General features: G+C 63.6%; 17 protein-coding genes. 15 read left to right on the top strand and 2 right to left on the bottom strand.

Translation table 11 applies throughout. From position 1 onward, the window contains the following. The first annotated feature begins 76 nt into the window (after positions 1-76). The 3 genes from DBZ32_RS07980 to DBZ32_RS07970 are packed head-to-tail and all read left to right on the top strand — an operon-like array spanning position 77 to position 3,001. A complete protein-coding gene (locus DBZ32_RS07980; protein WP_119166614.1) occupies positions 77-1,198 on the top strand; it encodes an Ldh family oxidoreductase in 1,122 nt (373 codons plus the stop codon). 2 nt (positions 1,199-1,200) lie between these two features. Beyond that, positions 1,201-2,199 (top strand): hydroxyacid dehydrogenase, encoded by a 999-nt coding sequence (locus tag DBZ32_RS07975; protein ID WP_119166613.1) that lies wholly within the window; start codon positions 1,201-1,203, stop codon positions 2,197-2,199. Positions 2,200-2,227: 28 nt separating this feature from the next. Further along, positions 2,228-3,001 carry an HpcH/HpaI aldolase family protein gene (locus DBZ32_RS07970; RefSeq protein ID WP_208539150.1) on the top strand — a complete coding sequence of 258 codons (774 nt, stop codon included), beginning with the start codon at positions 2,228-2,230 and terminating at the stop codon, positions 2,999-3,001. Positions 3,002-3,007: 6 nt separating this feature from the next. On the opposite strand, the gene DBZ32_RS07965 is transcribed toward DBZ32_RS07970, so the two are convergent. After that, positions 3,008-4,060: a LacI family DNA-binding transcriptional regulator gene (locus tag DBZ32_RS07965; RefSeq protein ID WP_119166612.1), complete on the bottom strand. Its 1,053-nt coding sequence runs from the start codon at positions 4,058-4,060 to the stop codon at positions 3,008-3,010. A 422-nt stretch (positions 4,061-4,482) separates the two neighbouring features. On the opposite strand from DBZ32_RS07965, the gene DBZ32_RS07960 reads away from it, so the two are divergent. From DBZ32_RS07960 to DBZ32_RS07945, 4 genes are all read left to right on the top strand, one after another. Further along, on the top strand, positions 4,483-5,445 hold the full coding sequence (locus DBZ32_RS07960; protein ID WP_208539149.1) for a TAXI family TRAP transporter solute-binding subunit: 963 nt from the start codon (positions 4,483-4,485) through the stop codon (positions 5,443-5,445). Positions 5,446-5,562: 117 nt separating this feature from the next. After that, the gene (locus tag DBZ32_RS07955; RefSeq protein ID WP_119166610.1) at positions 5,563-7,470 is read left to right on the top strand and encodes a TRAP transporter permease; all 1,908 of its coding nucleotides are present in this window, start codon (positions 5,563-5,565) and stop codon (positions 7,468-7,470) included. Between the two features lie 82 nt (positions 7,471-7,552). Then, complete coding sequence (gene hisD / locus DBZ32_RS07950; RefSeq protein WP_119166609.1) at positions 7,553-8,860, top strand: histidinol dehydrogenase; 1,308 nt, start codon at positions 7,553-7,555, stop codon at positions 8,858-8,860. A 98-nt stretch (positions 8,861-8,958) separates the two neighbouring features. Beyond that, complete coding sequence (locus DBZ32_RS07945; RefSeq protein ID WP_162906628.1) at positions 8,959-9,741, top strand: SDR family NAD(P)-dependent oxidoreductase; 783 nt, start codon at positions 8,959-8,961, stop codon at positions 9,739-9,741. 27 nt (positions 9,742-9,768) lie between these two features. Here the strand turns inward: DBZ32_RS07945 and DBZ32_RS07940 are convergent, their stop codons facing one another. After that, the gene (locus tag DBZ32_RS07940) at positions 9,769-10,689 is read right to left on the bottom strand and encodes a LysR family transcriptional regulator (protein ID WP_119166608.1); all 921 of its coding nucleotides are present in this window, start codon (positions 10,687-10,689) and stop codon (positions 9,769-9,771) included. Between the two features lie 285 nt (positions 10,690-10,974). Between DBZ32_RS07940 and DBZ32_RS07935 the strand changes: the two genes are divergently transcribed. The 8 genes from DBZ32_RS07935 (at position 10,975) to DBZ32_RS07895 (ending at position 20,418) form a co-directional block, all read left to right on the top strand. Next, entirely contained in the window at positions 10,975-11,703 is a 729-nt protein-coding gene (locus DBZ32_RS07935; RefSeq protein ID WP_119166607.1) for a LamB/YcsF family protein, read from the top strand. A 49-nt stretch (positions 11,704-11,752) separates the two neighbouring features. Then, on the top strand, positions 11,753-11,995 hold the full coding sequence (locus DBZ32_RS07930) for an acetyl-CoA carboxylase (RefSeq protein ID WP_119166606.1): 243 nt from the start codon (positions 11,753-11,755) through the stop codon (positions 11,993-11,995). 28 nt (positions 11,996-12,023) lie between these two features. Next, entirely contained in the window at positions 12,024-13,388 is a 1,365-nt protein-coding gene (locus DBZ32_RS07925; protein WP_119166605.1) for an acetyl-CoA carboxylase biotin carboxylase subunit, read from the top strand. An 18-nt stretch (positions 13,389-13,406) separates the two neighbouring features. Beyond that, the gene (locus DBZ32_RS07920; protein WP_119166604.1) at positions 13,407-14,276 is read left to right on the top strand and encodes a 5-oxoprolinase subunit B family protein; all 870 of its coding nucleotides are present in this window, start codon (positions 13,407-13,409) and stop codon (positions 14,274-14,276) included. Then, the gene (locus DBZ32_RS07915) at positions 14,273-15,241 is read left to right on the top strand and encodes a 5-oxoprolinase subunit C family protein (protein WP_119166603.1); all 969 of its coding nucleotides are present in this window, start codon (positions 14,273-14,275) and stop codon (positions 15,239-15,241) included. Before DBZ32_RS07920 ends, DBZ32_RS07915 begins: the two co-directional genes overlap by 4 nt. A 138-nt stretch (positions 15,242-15,379) precedes the next feature. After that, positions 15,380-15,880: a biotin transporter BioY gene (locus tag DBZ32_RS07910; RefSeq protein WP_235830099.1), complete on the top strand. Its 501-nt coding sequence runs from the start codon at positions 15,380-15,382 to the stop codon at positions 15,878-15,880. 67 nt (positions 15,881-15,947) lie between these two features. Further along, positions 15,948-18,317 (top strand): xanthine dehydrogenase family protein molybdopterin-binding subunit, encoded by a 2,370-nt coding sequence (locus tag DBZ32_RS07905; protein ID WP_119166601.1) that lies wholly within the window; start codon positions 15,948-15,950, stop codon positions 18,315-18,317. A 298-nt stretch (positions 18,318-18,615) separates the two neighbouring features. Next, on the top strand, positions 18,616-20,418 hold the full coding sequence (locus DBZ32_RS07895) for an NAD(P)/FAD-dependent oxidoreductase (RefSeq protein ID WP_119166599.1): 1,803 nt from the start codon (positions 18,616-18,618) through the stop codon (positions 20,416-20,418). Positions 20,419-20,434 lie beyond the last annotated feature (16 nt).

Here is a 20,434-nt window from a genome sequence, read left to right as displayed (position 1 = left end):
CCCGCCCTAGCTTCAGGCGCGACCTGCTGATGGAGAGCTCGATGTACCTGTCTGTCGTGTTTCGACAGAAGCCAAGATGACGGACGATGTTCTCACGGATCCTGACCAGCTGACGTCGCTCATCGGCGACGTGCTGCTGGCGGACGGCTGCAGTTCCGACGAGGCGACCTGTGTGGCCGCTCATCTGGTCGATGCCAGTCTGTGCGGGCACGATAGCCATGGTGTGATTCGCCTCCCCCGGTATCATAGTTGGTTGGGCACGGGGCGGATCAGGGCAAGGCAATCTTTATCCACGATCGCCACGTTCGGAGCGGCTCGCCAGTTCGACGGCGGATCGGGCATGGGGCAGTGGTTGGCACGCGAGGCGACGGCGGAGGGGATCGCCCTGGCCAGCGAGCAGGGCATAGGCGTGATCGTGCTGCGGCGGGCCGGTCACGTTGGCAGGGTCGGCGCCTATGCCGAACAAGCGGCCGAGGCCGGTTACATCAGTCTCTTCTTCGTCAATGTCGGGGGCTCTCGTTTGGTAGCCCCCTTCGGAACCGCACAGCGGGCAGGATCGACGGCGCCGGTCACGATCGGTATTCCCAACCGGGAGGGCGACGACTTCATTCTGGACTTCGCGACCTCGAAGGTTGCAGAAGGTAAGGCTCTCGTGGCCGCGCGCGGAGGTACCCGGCTTCCCCACGATGCCTTGATGGCGGCCGACGGGCTGCCGACCGACGACCCCGAAGCGCTCTACGGTGAAAGCTTGAGAGAGCGTACGCCAAACCCGCAAGCCGGTCCCGGAGCGCTCAGGGCCTTTGGGGATCACAAGGGGTCGGGTCTCATGCTGGCCTGTGAACTCCTTGGAGGCGCACTGACCGGAAACGGCACGAACGGTCGGAGCGACTGCGAGTTCGGAAACGGCATGCTCGCGGTTTTTCTGGATCCGGCGCGTTTCGATGATCTCGGCATGTTCGGCGGTGAAGTGGCGCATTACATCGATTTCGTTCGAGGCCGTGCACCGGCGCAAGGAATTGAGTCTGTTTTGATTCCGGGCGACAAGGAGAGACGAACCCGAGCCGAGCGTCTCAAACAGGGACTCCCGGTTCCGCGCCCTGTCCTGACAGCAATCCTAAAGGTTGCCGCGGAACTCGATCTCGAGTGGCGAGAAGATCGCGTGACGAAGTCCAGCCGGCCGCAAGCGAGGAGTGTGTAACGATGGCGAAGGTCCTGGTGCTCGACCCTATTCACGAAGCCGGTCTGAAGATTCTACATGAAGTCCCAGAAATCGAGTGCGTGCATCTTCCCGATCCGACCGAGCCTGAGATCGCCGCTCATCTGGCGAACGCCGAGGTTCTGGTGCTTCGTAGCCGCAAGCTTCCTCGACAGGTTTTCGAACGAGCTGGGCGTCTGCGGCTCGTCTCACGCCATGGGGTCGGATGCGACAATATCGATTTCGACCTGATGCAGCAGATGGGCGTCACGGTCGCGGTGGCGGCGGACAGCAACTATGTCTCGGTTGCGGAACATGCCATGACGCTTGTGTTGGCCAGCCTCAAGCGTTTGCCCGTTGCCGATGAAGCGGTCCGCAGTGCGAACTGGTCTCTGCGTGATCACCTGGGGGCGCGGGAGCTTCAGGGCTCGAAGGTGCTCATCGTCGGGTTCGGGCGCATCGGGCGTGCCTTCGCGTCGCGAGTCGAAGCGTTTGGGGCCGCCTGCTTGGTTTACGACCCCTTCTTGAGTCCGGACAGCGTCCTCACCTCCGGAATGTCGCGTGTCGATACTTTGGAAGAGGGCCTCGACCAGGCGGATATCGTCAGCCTCCATCTGCCCAATACCAGCGAGTCCGTGAATCTCCTGGATGCGGGGCGGCTGGCGCAGATGCGGCTCGGCTCGATTCTCGTCAACACGGCGCGTGGCGGCATTGTCGATGAAGCTGCGCTGCTGACAGCCCTCAACGACAAACGACCGGCGATCTATGCAACGGACGTTCTGGCTTCGGAGCCGCCGGCGTCAGACGATCCGCTGCTCAACCGACCCGACGTCATCCTCACACCGCATTCCGCGGCCATGACCAAAGAAGCAGCGCGACGCATGTCGGAACGCTCTGCGCAGAACGCGGTGGACTTTCTGTCCGGCGCGCTTCTGCCTGAAATGACGGCCTTTCAACCCCGTCATCTTGCAGCCAATCAGCTGTCGCCTGCGGTGAACCGCTAGCGATCGGAGAGTATCGAAAGGAGAAAACGTGGGACAGTTCAAGGCGCGGATGGCGGCTGGGGAGATGCTTGCCGGCACTTTTGTAAAGACGCCCGCTATCGAGATGGTCGAAGTTCTGGCTCTGTCGGGTCTCGACTTCTTGTGCCTGGATGGCGAGCATGCGCCTTTCGACCGTGGCCGGATCGACGCTTGCCTCGCTATGGGGGGGGCGCTCGGACTGCCCTGTCTGGTCCGTGTGCCCGAAGCCACTCCGGTTGCTGTCCTGCAGGCGCTCGATGCCGGTGCGACTGGTGTGGTCGTACCGCATGTCGACAGCGCCGAGAAGGCAGCGGCGATCGCCAAAGCCGCCCATTTCGGCCATGGCGGGCGAGGCTTCGCGGGTTCGACCCGCTGGGCGGGCTATGCGACTCAGTCGATGGGCGAGGTTCTGGCGCGTAGTCGGGAGGAAACGGTCGTTCTTGCGCAGATCGAGGAGCCGGAGGGCGTTGCCGCGAGTGCCGAGATTGCGGCCACCGCGGGCATCGACGGTTTGTTTGTCGGACCGGCGGATCTTTCGGTTGCCTTAGGTAAGACCGACCAGGCGTCGCCGGAGCTGATGGCTCAGATCGAACAGGTGGCCGCCTCCGCAAAGGCCGCCGGCAAGGCCTTCGCGACTTTCGTTCCGAACGTGGCAAAGGCACAGGAATGGCGTCGCTTCGGATTTTCGCTATTCTTCGTCGCCTCCGAGCATGCCTGGATGCTAAAGGGAGCCAAGGAAACGGCGGCGGGCATCAAGTCCTTGAGCGACGCGTCCGAGGCGTAGCGAAACTCACGAGCGCGGCTGAAGGGCTCCGGTCGACCCACGCTCGATCAGGCGACCCGGTACGAGCACGGTGCTCGGCGATCCGGGTGCACCTGTCTCGGCCAAGTCCAGAATACGCAAGGTTTCCGCAACCATGCGGTTGATCGGCTGGCGGAAGGTTGTCAGCCCGAAACTGGGCCAAGCAGCCGTCGCGATATCGTCGAAGCCGACTACCCATATGTCTTCCGGAACCCGCAGGCCGCCGACGCGACGGAGCCCGTCGAGAACGCCGAGCGCCATGATGTCATTCGCCGCGAAGATGGCGTCAGGCCGTGCCTCTAAGGCCAACAGGTGCTCCGCAGCCTTCAGGCCGCCGTCGAAGGTGAAGTGGCCTTCGGCCCGCAACGGCGCGGAAAGTCCGGCTTCGATCAGGCCCGCCGCGAAGCCCCGCTCGCGATAGAGGCTGGTCGAGGCACCGGCCAGGCCGGCGACGAAGGCGGCGCGGCGGCGCCCCCCTTCAGCCAGGAAACGGGCGATGGTGCGCCCTCCGGCTTCGTTGTCGCAGCAGACGGCGCTGATCGCGGAACTCTCCACCGTCCGATTGAACAGAACGACAGGCACCGGGGCACTTTCGCAGGCGGCCATCATCTCCGATGTCGGTTTGGCCGACGTGATGACCACGCCCTCCACTCCGTAGCCGAAGGCCCGCGGTAGCAGCGCTTCCAGAGGTTCGTCTTCGGCTGGGGTAAAAAGCATGACGTGTTTTCCACGCTTCGACAGCGCCCGGGCGAAAGTTTCCAGCACGGTGGGGTAGAAGGGGTTGGTCACCTCGGTCATGAGAAGCGCGATCATGCCGGAGCGTCGGGTAATCAGCCCGCGTGCCAAGGGATTGGGTTGATATCCTAGGGCGTCGGCCGCTTTCAGCACCCGTGTCTTGGTGCCTTTGGCGATGCTCGCGTTGGCCGTGAAGGCCCGTGACACGGCACTGATCGAAACCCCAGCGGCCCGCGCAACGTCGGCCGCCGTTGTGCGGGCCACGTTGGATTTGAGAGAGGATCGGTGTTTCGGTTCGCTGGGCATTCCGGCTCCGGACTCGGTCGACGGCAGGATCCTACGCAAAGTCTGGACCGGAGGCTGCGATGCGGTGGCACGACGGAGGTCGAATCGTGTGGCCCGAGGCTTCTACCTTGCCCTTTGGCATCTGGGGATGCAAACGAATGTCATGTTTTGCAAGAGAACAGTCGATCGAGGTCGCAGCTGGTCGCAGTTTGTGGTGAAATGCTTATCTCTATGAAAATACTGGATATTTTTAGATCGGATGACTTTCGCGATCTTCGGTTGGTGCTTTGAAACGCGCGATGCGAGCGTCACTTTCTCACTTCTCGATCACGGGTTTAGAGTTGAATTTGAAAGCGTTTGCAATTTTGTTTCGGCAGCGATAAGCAGGAGAAAGGCGATTTATCGCCAATCAAGAAAACAAACCATGGGAGGTTATGCGGATCATGTTGAAATCTTGCTTGCGGCTTGCCGCTGTTGCGGCCGTGGCGTTACCTGCCTTTGGCGGTGTCGCGGAAGCGCAGACCCGTCTCGCTTTCGGCGCAACCAACGCTCAATCGGCGCACTACGCTTACTTCGCGGCCTTGGCGAACATCGTTTCCGGCCAGGACGGCTATCAGGCATCGGTGGTCGAGACGGGCGCGACGGTCGACAATCTGAAGCGGATGTCGCGCGGCCAGCTGGACATCGGTCTCGTCACGACCTCCACGCTCTACCACGCCTACTACGGGGTGAAGGGCTTCGACGGTGAGCCGGTGGAATCGAAACTGCTCTGGGCCTATTCCCTGGCGCCTCAGAATGTGATCGTTCGGCAGGATTCGGGTGTGACCGACATTGCGGATCTCGCCGGGCAGAACTTCGGTCCCGGCCAGCGGGGATCCTCGACCGAAGCCACGTCGCTTCAAGTGATGGAACTGCTGGGCGTCGAACCCGACTGGGTGCGCGGCACCAATGGTGAACTCGCCGATGCGATCAAGGATCGGCGGGCGATCGGTTTCATCAAGTCCGCCGTTGGAACGAAGTTCGATGCCTTGACCACCGACATTGCCACCTTCACGCCGGTTCAGGTCTTGGGCATCAGCGACGAACAGCGCGCAAAGATCGCCGAAGAGCTGCCGGAACTGTCGCTGGTCGACATGCCCGGCGGCGAGATGGAGAACACCGGACCCTACCAGACCTGGGGTTTCATGATCGCCGTTTCGGCACAGCCGGACATGGACGAACAGACGGCTTACGACATCGTCAAGGCGGTCATGGAAGACGTGGAGGCCCAGCGCGCCGGTTTTCCGGCGATCGGGGACAGCGACCTGATCCAACTCACCTTGGACTACGCCACCACACCGCTCCACGCCGGAGCCATTCGCTACTACGAAGAGGCCGGCTACAACGTGCCGGACCACCTTCGCTAGGCGTCCTCGCGGTTTCTCTCGACGACAGAGGCGGCGGTCTTCGGACCGCCGCCCTACTGATCCGCTCTCCCGCCATCGGTCACATGAGCGCTGGGCGTACGGAGGTCGCAGCTTATCATGAGCGAAAGTAAAAGGGAGTTGGGGACGGTCAGGGACAAGCTGACTTTGGCGTTGGCTGGCGCCCTCGGCCTCTTCGTCCTCTACACCTCCTTCTTCGGCGCCTTCGAATCTCTGATTCAGCGCGCGGTCTTCGTTTCCGTGATCGGCGTTCTGGGGTTCGTGATGTTTCCTCTTGGCGCTGGCAAGACGTGGCGCCGTTGGGGATTGACGTTCGATATCGTGCTGGCGGGCGCCCTGGTTGTCTCCAGCGTCTACGTCGTGATGAATTTCGAGCGCATCATGACGGAGCTTCCCTGGGCTCAGCCGCACGAGATGGCCTTGGCAGCGAGTGCGGTGCTCGTCGTGCTCGAGCTATCCCGACGGGTCACCGGCAGCCTGCTGTTTCCGGCAATCGTGCTGTTGTCGCTCGCTTACGCTCTTTTCGGGCATTTGATTCCCGGCGACTTCGGTCATCGCGGTTTCGATGTGGCCTATCTGACCGAGGTGGTTTACCTGTCGGACCGGGGGCTCTGGGGGCTTCTGGTCAATGTCGCCTCGACGACGCTGGCGGCTTTCGTCTTGTTCGGGGCGATGTTGCTGCACACCGGCGCCGGCCAGACTTTCTTCGATCTTTCGGCGCGCGCCGGCGGCAAAGCCACCGGCGGGGCTGCCAAGATCGCGACCATCGCCTCCGGCCTGTTCGGTTCGATCAATGGCTCGACCGTCGCCAACGTGGCTACTACCGGCAACTTCACCATTCCGCTGATGAAACGCTTGGGCTACCCGAAGAGCTTCGCCGGCGCGGTCGAGGCCGTGGCTTCGACCGGCGGTCAGTTGGCGCCACCGATCATGGGCACGGCCGCCTTCGTGATGGCCGAGTTGGTCAACATCAACTACTGGGAAATCGCTCTGGCTGCCGTTCTGCCAGCATTTCTCTTCTACCTCAGTGTCCTGACGACGGTGCACTACGTCGCCAAGCGCAAGAACCTTGGACGGGTGGATACCGAGGATTTGCCGGATTGGCGCACGGCGCTGAACTGGCGCCGGATGGCCCCCATTATCGCCGCGGTGATCGGGCTCGGGGTCGGCATTGCCCAGGGCCGCTCGATCGCTTTGACCGCCTGCTACGGCATGATCGGCATGATGGGCACCAGCATCACGCTCCAAGTTCTTGGGGGTGAGGGCTGGCGCGGAGCGGTCGGAACGCTCTGGCGTTCGCTGGTCGATGGCGGCCGCGGCGTGGTGACGGTCGGTGTCTTGCTGGTCGCCGCGCAGGTCTTCGTGGGTGTTCTGAATCTGACCGGGTTCGGCGTTGCCGCGACCAGCATGATTCTGCAAGGGGCCGGCGGGCAGACCTTTGCCGTGGCAGCGATCATGGCTGTGGTCTGCCTGATCGCCGGTATGGGACTTCCGACCTCGGCCGCCTACGTGCTGGTCGCTGCGGTTTTCGCACCTGCGCTGATCCAGCAAGGGCTCGATCCCTTGGTGGTGCACTTCTTCGTCCTCTACTATGCGACACTCTCGGTGATCACGCCGCCGGTCTGCGTCGGGGTGTTCGTCGCCGCGGCCATCGCACAGTCGCCCTGGGCAAGGGTCGCGGGACAGGCAGTGCGCCTTGCCGCCACGGTCTACGTCCTGCCGATGCTGTTCCTGATCTATCCGGGAATGCTGGCCCAAGGCGGATTGGAAGAGATCGCCATGGCCGCCGCGACCGGTGTCATCTTCTGCCTGTCGGCTGCCAGCCTGCTCGCCGGCCGGGCGGTGCTGGGTCAAGGCGGTTACTCGGCCGTGGCGTGGCTGCTGCCGGCCGGTCTGGCGCTTATGCCCGAATGGTCGGCGACACTCGCGGCTCTGGCCGCCTATGCGACCCTGGAATTCGGGACGCGCGCGCTGGAGCGCCGTCCTGCGTTCGGTGCGGGCCCGTGAGCCAGCGATATGCAGCCCTGCCAGATTGCCATGCCGCGCCCGGGCCGGTGGAGAAACCGATTTCGCAACAGACGAGGATGTCATGATCGAGTATCTGAAACGAGGGAAGCAGGAAGAGGCGCGCGCCGCTGATGACGCCAAGGTGCGTCAAGTGGTCGAGCAGACGCTGCAGCTCATCGAAACGCGGGGCGACAGCGCGGTGCGGGAGTTGAGCGAGAAGTTCGACGGTTACAGTCCGGCAGCCTTCCGTCTGTCGGCCTCTGAAATCGAAGCGCTGCTTAACCGGGTCTCGGCGCGTGACATGGAAGATATCGCTTTCGCTCAGACTCAGGTGCGCACCTTTGCCGAAGCGCAGCGCGCTTCGATGCAGGATGTCGAGATCGAGACCATGCCTGGTGTCGTGCTCGGTCATAAGAACATCCCGGTCCAGTCGGTGGGCTGTTATGTCCCCGCCGGGAAGTTTCCGATGGTGGCCTCCGCCCACATGTCCGTGCTGACGGCCGCGGTCGCCGGCGTGCCACGGATCGTGGCCGCGACGCCGCCGTTCAAGGGCGAACCGAACCCGGCCGTGATCGCGGCCATGCATCTCGGTGGCGCTCATGAGATCTATGTGCTCGGTGGAATTCAGGCCGTCGGTGCCATGGCGCTGGGGACAGAAACGATCGATCCGGTCCACATGCTGGTCGGGCCGGGCAACGCCTATGTGGCCGAGGCGAAGCGGCAGCTCTTCGGACGCGTCGGTATCGACCTCTTCGCCGGACCGACGGAGACCATGGTCATCGCCGACGAGACGGTCGACGCCGAGATCTGCGCAACCGACCTGCTGGGCCAAGCCGAGCATGGCTACAACTCGCCTGCCGTTCTGGTCACGAACTCGCGCCGCCTGGCCGAACAGACGATGCTTGAAATCGAGCGGCTGCTGGAGATCCTGCCGACGGCCGACACCGCGTCGGTCTCCTGGCGCGACTACGGCGAGGTGATTCTCTGCGAAACCTACGAGGAGATGCTCCGGGCCAGCGAGGAGATCGCGTCCGAGCACGTGCAGGTCATGACCGACCGTGACGACTGGTTCCTCGAGCATATGACCTGCTACGGCGCTCTTTTTCTCGGCGCACGCACCAACGTGGCCAACGGCGACAAGGTGATCGGAACCAACCATACCCTGCCGACCAAGAAGGCAGGGCGCTACACCGGCGGTCTCTGGGTCGGCAAGTATCTCAAGACGCATAGCTATCAGAGAGTCACGACCGACGAGGCGGCCGCTCTCATCGGCTCCTACTGCTCGCGTTTGAGCATGCTGGAGGGCTTTGTCGCTCATGCCGAACAGGCCAATGTGCGGGTCCGGCGCTACGGGGGTAAGAACGTTCCCTACGGTGCGGCGGCGGAGTAAGCCTTGGCGGTCCTTGCCGGTTCGGTGCCCGTCGTGCCGGTTGCGGTCGGCCGAGCCCGCCTGACGATCTACTTCTGGAGCGGGAGGAAAAGACTCCTATGACCGATCCCTCGACGATAGAGCTTCCGAGCCCCCCGAGCTTCCGTCTGGACGGCAGGACGGCGCTGGTCGCGGGTGCCTCGTCCGGCATAGGACTGGGTTGCGCTGTCGCCTTGGCCGATGCCGGCGCCCGTGTGGTGCTGGCGGCAAGAAACCTGCCCAGACTCGAGGCATTGACCACTGCCTTTAGAGAGCGAGGCTGGTTGGCCGATGCCTTGGCGCTCGATGTCGCCGATGTCGCCGCCACGGCCCGCGCCGTCTCCGAAAGGGGACCCTTCGACGTGCTGGTCAACAGCGCTGGTCTCGCGCGACACGGGCCGGCCGCGGAGACGGAGACGGCTGACTTCGACGCTGTCGTCGATCTGAACCTGCGGGGGGCCTACTTCCTCACGCAGGCTGTCGCTCGGGGATTGATCGCCGCCGGAAAGCCGGGCTCTCTGATCACTCTCTCAAGCCAGATGGGGCATGTGGGCGGTGTCGATCGCGCGGTCTACTGTGCCTCGAAGTTCGCCGTCGAGGGTTTTACCAAGGCCATGGCGATCGAATGGGGCGGCCACGGCATCCGGGTGAATACGCTCTGCCCGACCTTCGTTCGCACGCCTTTGACCCAACCGACCTTCGACGATCCCAACCGGGTTCGCTGGATCGAAGATAAGATCAAGCTCGGCCGGGTCGGCGAGGTGTCCGACGTCATGGGTGGCGTGGTCTACCTGGCTTCCGATGCGGCCGCGCTGGTCACCGGAACGGCCTTGATGGTCGACGGAGGTTGGACCGCCGATTGACCTTGGATTCAAGGTGGCCGGTTTCGCTCAGGTGGCCAGAGAATGGCCGGCCCCGTTGAAGGTCAGGCTCAGGTGGTCGCGGAAAGCGCGCGTGGCCGGGGACAGGTCGGCGCCGCGCGCCCAGGCGAGACCCACGTCCATGCTGGGTATCGGCTCCGTCACCTGGCGTGTTTCGATACGTTGCCCCTCGAGGGACCAGGGCCGGTACACCATGTCCGACAGGATAGTGATGCCCATGCCGTTGGCGACGAGGCTGCGCACCGCCTCGACAGAGGAGGTCTCGAAGATCACGCGGGGTGTGAGATTCGCGCGCTCCCAGTAGCGCCCGGCCGTCTGTGCGGCTTCGTCGACCGTCAGCATCACGTAGGGCTCCTCGACCAGGTCCGCGAGGTCGATTTGCTCCGCCTGCTGCAGCGGATGGTCGAGAGGAAGCCAAAGGCGTCGGCGCGACCGGATCAAGGTTTCCTTATCCAGGCGATCCCGAGTTTCGATGTTCGACGTGAGAAGTACGGCCGTATCCAGCCGACCTGCGACGAGGTCTTCCTCGATGGACGCGCGCGGTGCTTCGCGGAGTTCGACGGTCACGCCCGGGAAGCTGCGCGAGAAGCGCGCGAGCTGTTGCGGCAGGAAGTAGCCGGCAACCGTATAGGTGACTCCGACACGAACCTTGCCCGTGACCTCACGTGCTGAGTCTTTCTCGAGCCGGAGCGCTTCGTTGACCGAGGTGACGATGTTGCGCGCGTGGCCGACGAAACGGCTGCCTTCGAGGGTCAGCGACACACCTTGGGCGTGGCGCTCGAACAGCTTCGTACCCACCCGTTGCTCAAGGTCCTTCACCGCAGCCGTCACAGCCGATTGGGAAACACCGAGATCTATGGCGGCGCGCGAGATCTGCCCTGCTTCGGCGGCGGCCAGGAAGTAGCGGATATGTCGGAAGGAAACGCTCATCCCTCGGTGCCCTTAAAACTGTCGGATAGCGCGTCCGCGCGAGGGAGCCAGCCTCATGCGTGATCGATGCAGTATTAGAAAATCAGATACCTATGCGCAATATTTTCTATTTCGCATATCGCCTTGGATACGCAACACTCCGGTTTGGCGTAGGCGCCCCGCGAGGCTGCCGCTACGCCCGGCAGATGAACAAGTGGAAGAGCGCGATACAGGGTTGAGCCAACGGGATGGCGCGAGATCCTGAGACAGCGCGCAACTGCGCAAGGCAAGCTGTGGAGGAACGGCATGACGGCAATCAACTGCGATATGGGCGAGAGTTTCGGCCTCTACACCATGGGTGACGACGAGGGTTTGATGCCCCACGTCTCCGTTGCCAACGTCGCTTGCGGTTTCCATGCCTCGGACTTCAACCACATGCGTCGCACGGTTCGTCTTGCCAAGGCCTATGGCGTGAGCGTCGGCGCTCACCCGTCGCTGCCCGATCTTCAGGGGTTCGGCCGTCGGGAGATGAAGATCGGGCGGGAAGAGCTGGCGAACTGCATCATCTACCAGATCGGTGCTCTAAAGGGGTTCCTCGAAGCCGAGGGAATGCCGCTCAATCACATCAAGCCACATGGCGCCCTCTACGGTATGGCGGCTCGTAACGAAGAGGCGGCGCAGGCTGTCTGCGACGCGGCGGACGTCTTCAAGGTGCCGCTGCTGGGTATGATCGACACCCTGCACGAGCGCGTCTATCCCGTGCGCGGCCACGCGATGGTCGCCGAGTACTACGCGGATCTGGACTATGGCGACGATGGTTTCTTGATCATCACGCGCGAGCACGGAACGACCGATCCCGCTGTTGCGGCGAAGCGCTGTGTCCGCGCGGTCAAGGAGGGTCTGACGCGGTCGATCAACGGCAAGGACGTAAAGGTCCGGGCCGACTCGATCTGCGTGCATTCCGATACACCCAACGCGGTCGAGGTTGCGCGCGCCGTGAAGGAAGCGGTGGGGCCTTGGCTCGATGTGGCCTGAGATGCACCACTACTGCTCGCCGACGAAGTAACAGGGGAAACGCACAGCCATGGCGACCAAGCAGATTCTGTCACACCTCCCGGGCGTGTTCTATCGCCAACCGTCGCCCGATCAGCCGCCGTACAAGTCGGATGGTGATCCCGTGGCGGTCGGCGACACGATCGGCTTGATCGAGGTGATGAAGACCTTCCACGAAGTCCAAGCGGACAGCGCCGGCAAGCTGGTGAAGTTTCTCGTCGAGAACGAGGACCCTGTGATGGCCGGGCAGCCGCTCGCCGAACTGTCCGAGTAAGAGTGGCGCAAGCGGTAGACTCCAAACCATGTCGATCCAAAAATTATTAATCGCCAACAGAGGTGAGATCGCCGTGCGGATCATCCGTGCGGCGCGCGAGCAGGGCATCGCCACCGTTCAGGTTCACAGTGCCGCCGATGCGGACTCGCTCGCGGTGCAGCTGGCTGATGACGCCGTCGAGATTGGGCCGGCTCCGGCTGCGAAGTCCTACCTCAATGTCGACGCGATCCTGGCGGCGGCGCAGCGGAGCGGGGCCGATGCCCTGCACCCCGGCTACGGTTTCCTGGCCGAGAACGCCGCTTTTGCCGATCGCGTTGCGGCTGCGGGGATGATCTTCGTCGGCCCCTCCGGCGACACCATCCGTCTGATGGGCGACAAGGTGGCTGCACGCAAGGTGGCGATGGAGGCCGGCGTGCCGACCGTGCCGGGGAGTGACGGCCTCGTCGCCGATCTCGAGGCTGCTAAGGCCGCCGTGGCGGACATCGGTTTTCCGGCCATGATCAAAGCCGCCGCAGGGGGTGGGGGGCGCGGAATTCGGATCGCGCAGGACATGGCCGAGTTCGAGCGCTTGTTCCCGCAGGCGAGTGCCGAGGCTCAGGCCGCCTTCGGCGACGGCGCGCTCTACATCGAAAAGGTGATCGAGCGTGCCCGCCATGTCGAAGTGCAGGTGCTGGGCGACGGCGAGCGGGTGATCCACTGCTTCGAGCGTGAGTGCTCCCTGCAGCGACGCCGGCAGAAGGTGTGGGAGGAGGCGCCTTCCGCGGCGCTGTCCCAGGATGTTCGCCTTGCGCTCTGCGAGTCCGCGGTGAAGCTGTCGGCCTCGGTCCGCTACTCCGGTGCGGGCACCCTCGAGTACCTCTACGACGATGCGACCGGCGCCTTCTATTTCATCGAGATGAATACCCGTATCCAGGTCGAACATCCGGTTACAGAGTGGATCACCGGCATTGATCTGGTCGGGGAGATGTTGCGGATCGCAGGCGGCGCGCCGCTGCGTTTTCGGCAGGACGAGATCACTCTGCGCGGCCATGCCATCCAGGTTCGTCTCAATGCCGAGGACCCCGCCAGGAATTTCCTGCCGGGCCCCGGAACGATCAGCGATCTGAGGCTCCCCGGCGGCCCCGGCGTCCGCTTCGACTCGCTGCTCTACTCCGGCTGTAGCATCCCGCCCTTCTACGACTCCTTGCTCGGCAAGTTGATCGTGTGGGGGGAGGACCGCCTCCACGCCATCGACCGTATGAAGTCGGCGCTCGCCGAACTGGAGATTGCCGGGATCGCGACGACCGCACCCTTGTTTCGCGCGCTCGTGGATGAGGAGAGCGTCCGAGAGGGCAACGTGCATACGCGATGGCTGGAACATTGGCTCGAGACCAACGCGGCTAAACTCGCCTGACCAAGGAGGGGAGAGGTCATGACGATGAGATACAGCTTCGGCGGAGATGAACATGTCTTCGTCGAGGTCGACGAGGCCATGTCGCTGGAGGCTTTCTTCAAGAGTCTCTCGATCACGACCGCCGTGCGCGCGGCCGACATCAAGGGCGTGACCGAAATCTGTCCGGCTAACGCCTCGTTCCAGATCAAGTTCGATCCGGACCAGATCGCGCCGGACGACCTGGTCACTGAGCTGAAGCAGCTCGAGTCCGCCGCCGACACTGCCGAAGCGCGGTTGCAGACCCGTATCGTCGAGATCCCGGTGTACTATCAGGATCCCTGGACGCACGAGACGCTGATGCGGTTTCGCGACCGTCACCAGGACCCCAACGCGACCGATATCGAGTACGCGGCCAGCATCAATGGTTACGACTCGGTCGAGGCCTTCATTGCGGCCCACTCGGGGGCGCCCTGGTTCGTCTCGATGGTCGGCTTCGTCTCAGGATTGCCCTTTCTCTATCAGATGGTCGAGCGTGCGCGCCAGATTCAGGTGCCCAAGTATCTGCGGCCGCGCACCGACACGCCCAAGCTGACGGTCGGCTATGGTGGCTGCTTTTCCTGTGTCTATTCGGTCCGTGGCGCCGGCGGCTACCAGATGTTCGGCATCACGCCGATGCCGATTTTCGACCCGAAACAGGAGATCGGCTATCTGCAGGACTTCATGGTGTTCTTCCGCCCGGGGGATATCGTCAAGTGGAAGCCGATCGATCGCGAGACCTATGATGCGGCCGTCGCTGACGTCGAAGCGGGCCGCTTCGCGCCGCGGATGGCGGAGGTAACCTTCGATCTGAACGAGTTCAACGCGGACATCGACGCCTACAACGCCAAGCTCGAGGGGGCCCTGCAGTGACGATCAAAGTGATCCACCCGGGCCTCGCGACGACGATCCAGGATCTTGGCCGGCCGGGTTACTACCATCTTGGAATTCCCATGTCCGGCGCCATGGACCGTCTGTCTCTGATGAGCGCCAACCTGCTTGTTGGAAATGAGGAGGGCGCTGCCTGTTTGGAGGCTGTTTTTCTCGGCCCGCAATTGCAGTTTACACGCGATGCCATCGTCGCCGTGACCGGTGCGGAGCTACCCCCCAAGCTCGATGGCGATCCGCGACCGACCTGGACCTCCTTCCCGGTGAAGGCTGGTCAGACGCTTGCCTTCGACTATCTCCGGTCCGGTGCGCGCGCTTACATCGCGGTGGCAGGTGGTATCGATACGCCGCCGATGCTGGGCAGCCGCTCGACCTATGCGATCGGTGCTCTGGGCGGCATCGAGGGGCGTGCGATTCAGCCGGGCGATGACCTGCCGGTCGGCGAAGGCGGCGGAAAAGAAGGCTTAAGCGTTCCGAAGGCGCTGCGCCGCGGTCCCGGCAGCCCGGTGGAGTTGCGGGTCATTCCGGGACTCTATTGGCACCGTATTCAGGAGACGAGCCAAAAGTCCTTCTTCGACGACACCTGGACGGTGGCGCCGGAGTGCGACCGCATGGGCTATCGCTTCCGCGGAGGCACTGCGCTGGACTTCGTCGAACGCGATCAGCCTTTCGGTGCCGGGTCCGATCCCTCCAACATCACCGATGCCTGTTATCCCTATGGGTCGATCCAGGTGCCTGGTGGAACCGAGCCGATCATCCTGCATCGCGATGCCGTCTCGGGCGGTGGCTACTTCATGCTCGGGACGGTGATCTCGGCCGACATGGACCTGATCGGGCAGATGCAGCCGAACATGCCGACGCGCTTCCTGAAGGTGGACATGGACGCCGCGCTGACGGCCCGTCACGATCGGCAACGGCTGGTCGAGCGACTGCGCGCTGAACTGGCGTGACCCCGTGACGGATAGAGCGACTGGAGACATGACGTCATGACGCTTTTGCGTGATTCCATAATACGAAACCCTTCTACGGTCGTCGGTACCGTCTGGCCGGTGACGGGCGGCAATCGGTTCTTGCGGAGCATCTTACTCGTGCTTGCCGGGTCGCTGCTGTTGACCATCAGCGCCAAGATCCAGGTGCCGTTCTGGCCGGTTCCCATGACGCTTCAGACTGGGGTCGTTTTGGCTCTAGGCGCCGCGCTGGGTTGGCGGTTGGCGGGTGCCGGCGTGCTGACTTACCTGCTCCAAGGGGCCGTGGGACTGCCGGTGTTCGCTGGCGGAGCCGGCTTCGCTTACATGACGGGACCGACCGGCGGCTATCTCTTGGGCTTTCTCGTCGCCGCGCTGGTCGTCGGCCGGCTCGCGGAGCGCGGCTGGGACCGCAGCCTGCTCGGCAGCTTCGCCGCCATGCTGCTCGGCAACAGCCTGCTCTTTCTCTGCGGTGTCGGCTATCTGGCGGCTTTGATCGGTGTCGAACAGGCAATCTCTGTCGGCCTCTTGCCTTTCCTGGCGGGGGAGGTGCTGAAGATCGCCTTGGTGACGGCCCTGCTGCCCTTTGTCTGGACACGGTTACGGCGGGATGCCGGAACCTGATGAATCCTTGAGGGGCGGGACCATGCGGTTCCGCCCTTTTTCTTTGTGACCTCGGGAGGCGAAGGCAATGCCGGAAGGAGCCATCGGAGTATCGGTCAAGCGGAAAGAGGACGAGCGCTTCCTGCGTGGCGAAGGACGCTACACGGACGATATCGTCCTACCGCGCCAGAGCTATGCCATGATTCTGCGCTCACCGATTGCGCATGCGCGGATCGTCTCGCTGGATGCGGAGGTCGCCCGGGCCATGCCGGGCATCCTGGCGGTTTTCACGGGGGAGGATATCGCCGCGGCTGGCGTGGGTGGGCTGCCATGCGGCTGGGGCGTCACCGACCGGCACGGCCAGCCGATGCGCGAGCCTCTTCACCCTCTACTGGTCAAGGACAAGGTGCGTCATGTCGGCGACAGTGTGGCCATGGTCGTGGGCGGAAGCTTGGCGGAGGTGCGAGCGGCGCTCGATGCGATCGAGGTCGACTACGAACCTCTGCCGGCAGTCAGCGCTCCGATTGCTGCCCTCGCCGAGGGCGCAGTGAAGGTCCACGAGGAGTTCGAGTCCAACCTCTGCTACGACTGGGAGATCGGCGATGCGCAGGCGGTCCAAGCGGCCTTTGCTCAAGCTCACAAGACCGCCAAGGTCGAACTGATCAACAACCGCGTCGTCCCCAATCCAATGGAGCCGCGCGCGGCCAACGCGGTCTACGACGGCAACAGCGACTCCTATACGCTCTACATGACCAGCCAGAATCCCCACGTGATCCGGCTTCTGATGGGCGCTTTCGTACTGCAGATCCCGGAGCACAAGTTGCGGATCGTGGCGCCGGACGTGGGCGGCGGTTTCGGCTCGAAAATCTATCACTATGCCGAAGAGGCACTCGTCACTTGGGCGTCTAGGCAACTCCGCCGACCGGTGAAATGGACGTCGGAGCGTACGGAGGCCTTTCTGACCGATGCGCATGGTCGTGACCATGTCACCACGGCGGAACTGGCTCTCGACGAAGCCGGTACCTTTCTGGCGCTGCGGGTCGATACCGTTGCCAATCTCGGCGCCTATCTCTCGACCTTCGCCCCCTCGATTCCCACCTACTTCTATGCACTGATGTTCTCGGGTCAGTACAGGACCCCTGCGATTCACGCGCGCGTGCAGGGAGTCTTCACCCACACGACCGTGGTCGATGCCTATCGCGGTGCTGGCCGATCCGAATGCATGTACGCGCTCGAGCGCGTGGTCGACCAGGCGGCCCGCGTCATGCGCCTGGACCCGGCCGAAATCCGGCGGCGCAACTTCATTCCCGAGGACGGCTTTCCGTTCCATTCCCCGGTCGGGGTGGTCTACGACAGCGGCGCCTTCGAACGGGGCCTGGACATGACCCTGAAACTGGCTGACTGGAGCGGCTTCGAAGCGCGCCGCAAGTCCAGCGAAGCGACTGGGAGGTTGCGCGGACGCGGTCTGGCCTGTTGGATCGAGTCCTCCGGGGCGGCGCCTTCGGCGGCGGTCACGGCCCTCGGCTGCCGGGCCGGTTTATTCGAAGCGGCAAAGGTTCGCGTCCATCCCACGGGGGGCGTCACCGTCTTCACCGGTGCGCACAGCCACGGCCAAGGGCACGAGACCACCTTCGCTCAGGTGGTGGCGGAGAAGTTCGGACTTTCGGTCGACCAGGTGGACGTCGTGCACGGGGATACGGCGCAGGTGCCCTTCGGAATGGGCACCTACGGGTCTCGCTCCATGGCAGTGGGCGGTGGTGCGCTGTCGCTAACCGCCGACAAGGTGATCGAGAAGGGCAAGCGGATCGCCTCGCACCTTCTGGAGGCGGCGGAGGAGGACATCCTCTTCGAGGATGCCAGCTTCAAGGTTGCTGGCACCGACAGGGAACTGGGCTGGGTCGAAATGGCGCTGGCCGCTCACATTCCGGCCAACTATCCGCTCGACGCCATGGAGCCCTGCATCGAGGAGACGACCTTCTACGATCCGCCGAATTTCACCTTTCCCAATGGTGTCTTCGTCTGCGAGGTCGAGATCGATCCGGATACCGGGAAGACCAGGGTCGATCGGCTGGTCGGCGTGCATGATGTCGGCCGTTGCATCAATCCGATGATCGTCGACGGGCAGTTGCACGGCGGCGTCGCCCAGGCAGTCGGTCAGACTCTGCTGGAGCGCGTCGCCTTCGACGACGACGGCCAGCTGTTGACAGCCTCCTATATGGACTATTGCCTGCCGCGTGCCGATGATCTTCCAAACTTCGACACGGCGCTCAACGAAGTTCCCTGTCCGCATAACCCGATCGGTGTGAAGGGGGCCGGCGAGGCCGGCGCGACCGGCGCTCCGGCGGCGGTGATCAACGCCGTCATCGATGCTCTTAGCTCGCTGGGCCTCGAGAGTATCGACATGCCGGCGACGCCTGAGGTGGTATGGCGCGCCATACGGCAGGCGAAAGGCGGCTGAGACATCTCTTGGCCTCCCGGCAGTAGAGCGGAGGGAAAGGGTGGCCGCTGCTATGAGTTCTGGTCTTTGCCAAAGATCGGGCTGGCGCACGACGGAACCGGGGTCGCGCACGACCTCGTGGAGCCTTCCGATCTGCTTGCGCTCCTGACCGTCGAGGGCGGGGAGGGGCTGGGGTTCGGACTTGCTCCATACGAAGGCGGTTCCCGAGAGGTTGCTGGACAAGGGACGGCGGGCTTGCCTCAATTACGGGAGTAGGCGCGGCATAAGCGCCCTCGGACCGAATAAACGGGAGGAACGAATGCTGGATACAACGCCGAATCTGGCCGTGAACAAAGTGCTTGGCGATCTCGATGCGGCGCTGACTGAGGGCGATGTCGAGGCTGCCGCGGCGCTGTTCGAACCCCAAGGCTACTGGCGCGACCTGGTGGCCTTCACCTGGAACGTTCGAACCCTTCAGGGACGTGAGGAAATCGCAGAGATGCTGCGCGCGCAACTGGCCGACATCGTACCACGCGGCTGGAGCATGACGCCGGGCGAGGATGCCGAGGACGGGGGTGGATTCCTACAGGCCTGGATCGACTTCGAGACGGGAACGGGACGCGGCCACGGTCATATTCGGATCCGCGACGGTAAGATCTGGACGCTGCTGACCACCCTTAAGGAGCTTAAGGGTTACGAGGAACGGCGCGGCCCTTCGCGCCCCAAGGGCGTCGCGCACGGCGCCGACAGGGCGCGCAAGAGCTGGGCGGAGCAGCGCGCCGAGGAGGACGCAAAGCTCGGCCGCGAGACCCAGCCCTATGTGGTGATCGTCGGCGGGGGCCAGGGCGGCATCGCGCTGGGCGCCCGGCTGCGCCAGCTCAACGTGCCGACGATCATCATCGAGAAGAACGAGCGTCCGGGGGACAGCTGGCGGAAACGCTACAAGTCGCTCTGTCTGCACGATCCGGTCTGGTACGACCACCTCCCCTACATTCCCTTCCCGGAGAACTGGCCGGTTTTCTCGCCCAAGGACAAGATCGGCGACTGGCTGGAGATGTACACACGGGTGATGGAACTAAACTACTGGGGCGGCACCGTCGCCGAGCAGGCCAGCTGGAATGAGGCGAGCAAGGAGTGGGAGGTCCGGGTTCGCCGCAATGGCGAAGATATCCTTCTACGCCCAAAACAGCTTGTTCTGGCCACCGGCATGTCCGGCAAGCCGAACCTCCCGGCCTTCCCGGGTCAGGACGTCTTCAAGGGCGAACAGCAGCACTCCTCGCAGCATCCGGGACCGGATGCCTACAAGGACAAGAAGGTGGTGGTGATCGGATCCAACAATTCGGCGCACGACATCTGTGCCGCCCTGTGGGAGGCGGGTGCCGACGTCACCATGGTCCAGCGTTCCTCCACTCACATCGTCCGTTCGGAGCCGCTGATGGAGCACGGACTCGGGGCGCTCTACTCCGAGCAGGCCTTGGCCAACGGAATCACCACGGAGAAGGCCGATCTGATCTTCGCCTCCATCCCCTACCGGCTGCTGCCCGATTTCCAGAAACCGATCTACGACACCATTCGCGAGCTCGACGCGGACTTCTATGCCGGTCTCGAGAAGGTAGGCTTCATGCTGGATTGGGGCGATGACGGCAGCGGACTTTTCATGAAGTACCTCCGCCGCGGCTCCGGTTACTACATCGACGTGGGTGCCAGTCAGCTGATCATCGACGGCAAGATCCATCTGAAGGCGGGCTCTGACGTCGCTTGTCTGACCGAGGACTCTGTGGTCCTGCAGGACGGTACGGAACTGCCGGCCGATCTCGTGGTCTACGCCACCGGCTACGGCTCCATGAACGGCTGGGCGGCCGACCTGATCAGCCAGGAGGTTGCGGACAGGGTCGGCAAATGCTGGGGCCTGGGTTCCGGCACTACGAAGGACCCCGGCCCCTGGGAGGGAGAGGAGCGCAACATGTGGAAACCGACTCAGCAAGAGGGGTTATGGTTCCATGGCGGCAACCTGCACCAGTCGCGGCACTACTCGCAGTTTCTGGCGCTACAGCTTAAGGCGCGTCAAGCGGCCCTCCCGATCGCTGTCTGGGGCATGGGGCCGGTCCACCATCTCAGCTAGCGAGAAGATTCGCTCG

It is taken from the genome of Algihabitans albus (genome assembly GCF_003572205.1).
Taxonomy (GTDB): domain Bacteria; phylum Pseudomonadota; class Alphaproteobacteria; order Kiloniellales; family DSM-21159; genus Algihabitans; species Algihabitans albus.
This window is presented reverse-complemented; position numbering and strand designations above follow the sequence as displayed.

Coding starts and splice junctions, on each gene's coding strand:
- DBZ32_RS07930 (WP_119166606.1), top strand. CDS start 11,753: ATGGCGACCAAGCAGATTCTGTCACACCTCCCGGGCGTGTTCTATCGC.
- DBZ32_RS07980 (WP_119166614.1), top strand. CDS start 77: ATGACGGACGATGTTCTCACGGATCCTGACCAGCTGACGTCGCTCATC.
- DBZ32_RS07940 (WP_119166608.1), bottom strand. CDS start 10,689: ATGAGCGTTTCCTTCCGACATATCCGCTACTTCCTGGCCGCCGCCGAA.
- DBZ32_RS07935 (WP_119166607.1), top strand. CDS start 10,975: ATGACGGCAATCAACTGCGATATGGGCGAGAGTTTCGGCCTCTACACC.
- DBZ32_RS07895 (WP_119166599.1), top strand. CDS start 18,616: ATGCTGGATACAACGCCGAATCTGGCCGTGAACAAAGTGCTTGGCGAT.
- DBZ32_RS07905 (WP_119166601.1), top strand. CDS start 15,948: ATGCCGGAAGGAGCCATCGGAGTATCGGTCAAGCGGAAAGAGGACGAG.
- DBZ32_RS07960 (WP_208539149.1), top strand. CDS start 4,483: ATGTTGAAATCTTGCTTGCGGCTTGCCGCTGTTGCGGCCGTGGCGTTA.
- DBZ32_RS07945 (WP_162906628.1), top strand. CDS start 8,959: ATGACCGATCCCTCGACGATAGAGCTTCCGAGCCCCCCGAGCTTCCGT.
- DBZ32_RS07965 (WP_119166612.1), bottom strand. CDS start 4,060: ATGCCCAGCGAACCGAAACACCGATCCTCTCTCAAATCCAACGTGGCC.
- DBZ32_RS07925 (WP_119166605.1), top strand. CDS start 12,024: ATGTCGATCCAAAAATTATTAATCGCCAACAGAGGTGAGATCGCCGTG.
- DBZ32_RS07975 (WP_119166613.1), top strand. CDS start 1,201: ATGGCGAAGGTCCTGGTGCTCGACCCTATTCACGAAGCCGGTCTGAAG.
- DBZ32_RS07920 (WP_119166604.1), top strand. CDS start 13,407: ATGACGATGAGATACAGCTTCGGCGGAGATGAACATGTCTTCGTCGAG.
- hisD (WP_119166609.1), top strand. CDS start 7,553: ATGATCGAGTATCTGAAACGAGGGAAGCAGGAAGAGGCGCGCGCCGCT.
- DBZ32_RS07955 (WP_119166610.1), top strand. CDS start 5,563: ATGAGCGAAAGTAAAAGGGAGTTGGGGACGGTCAGGGACAAGCTGACT.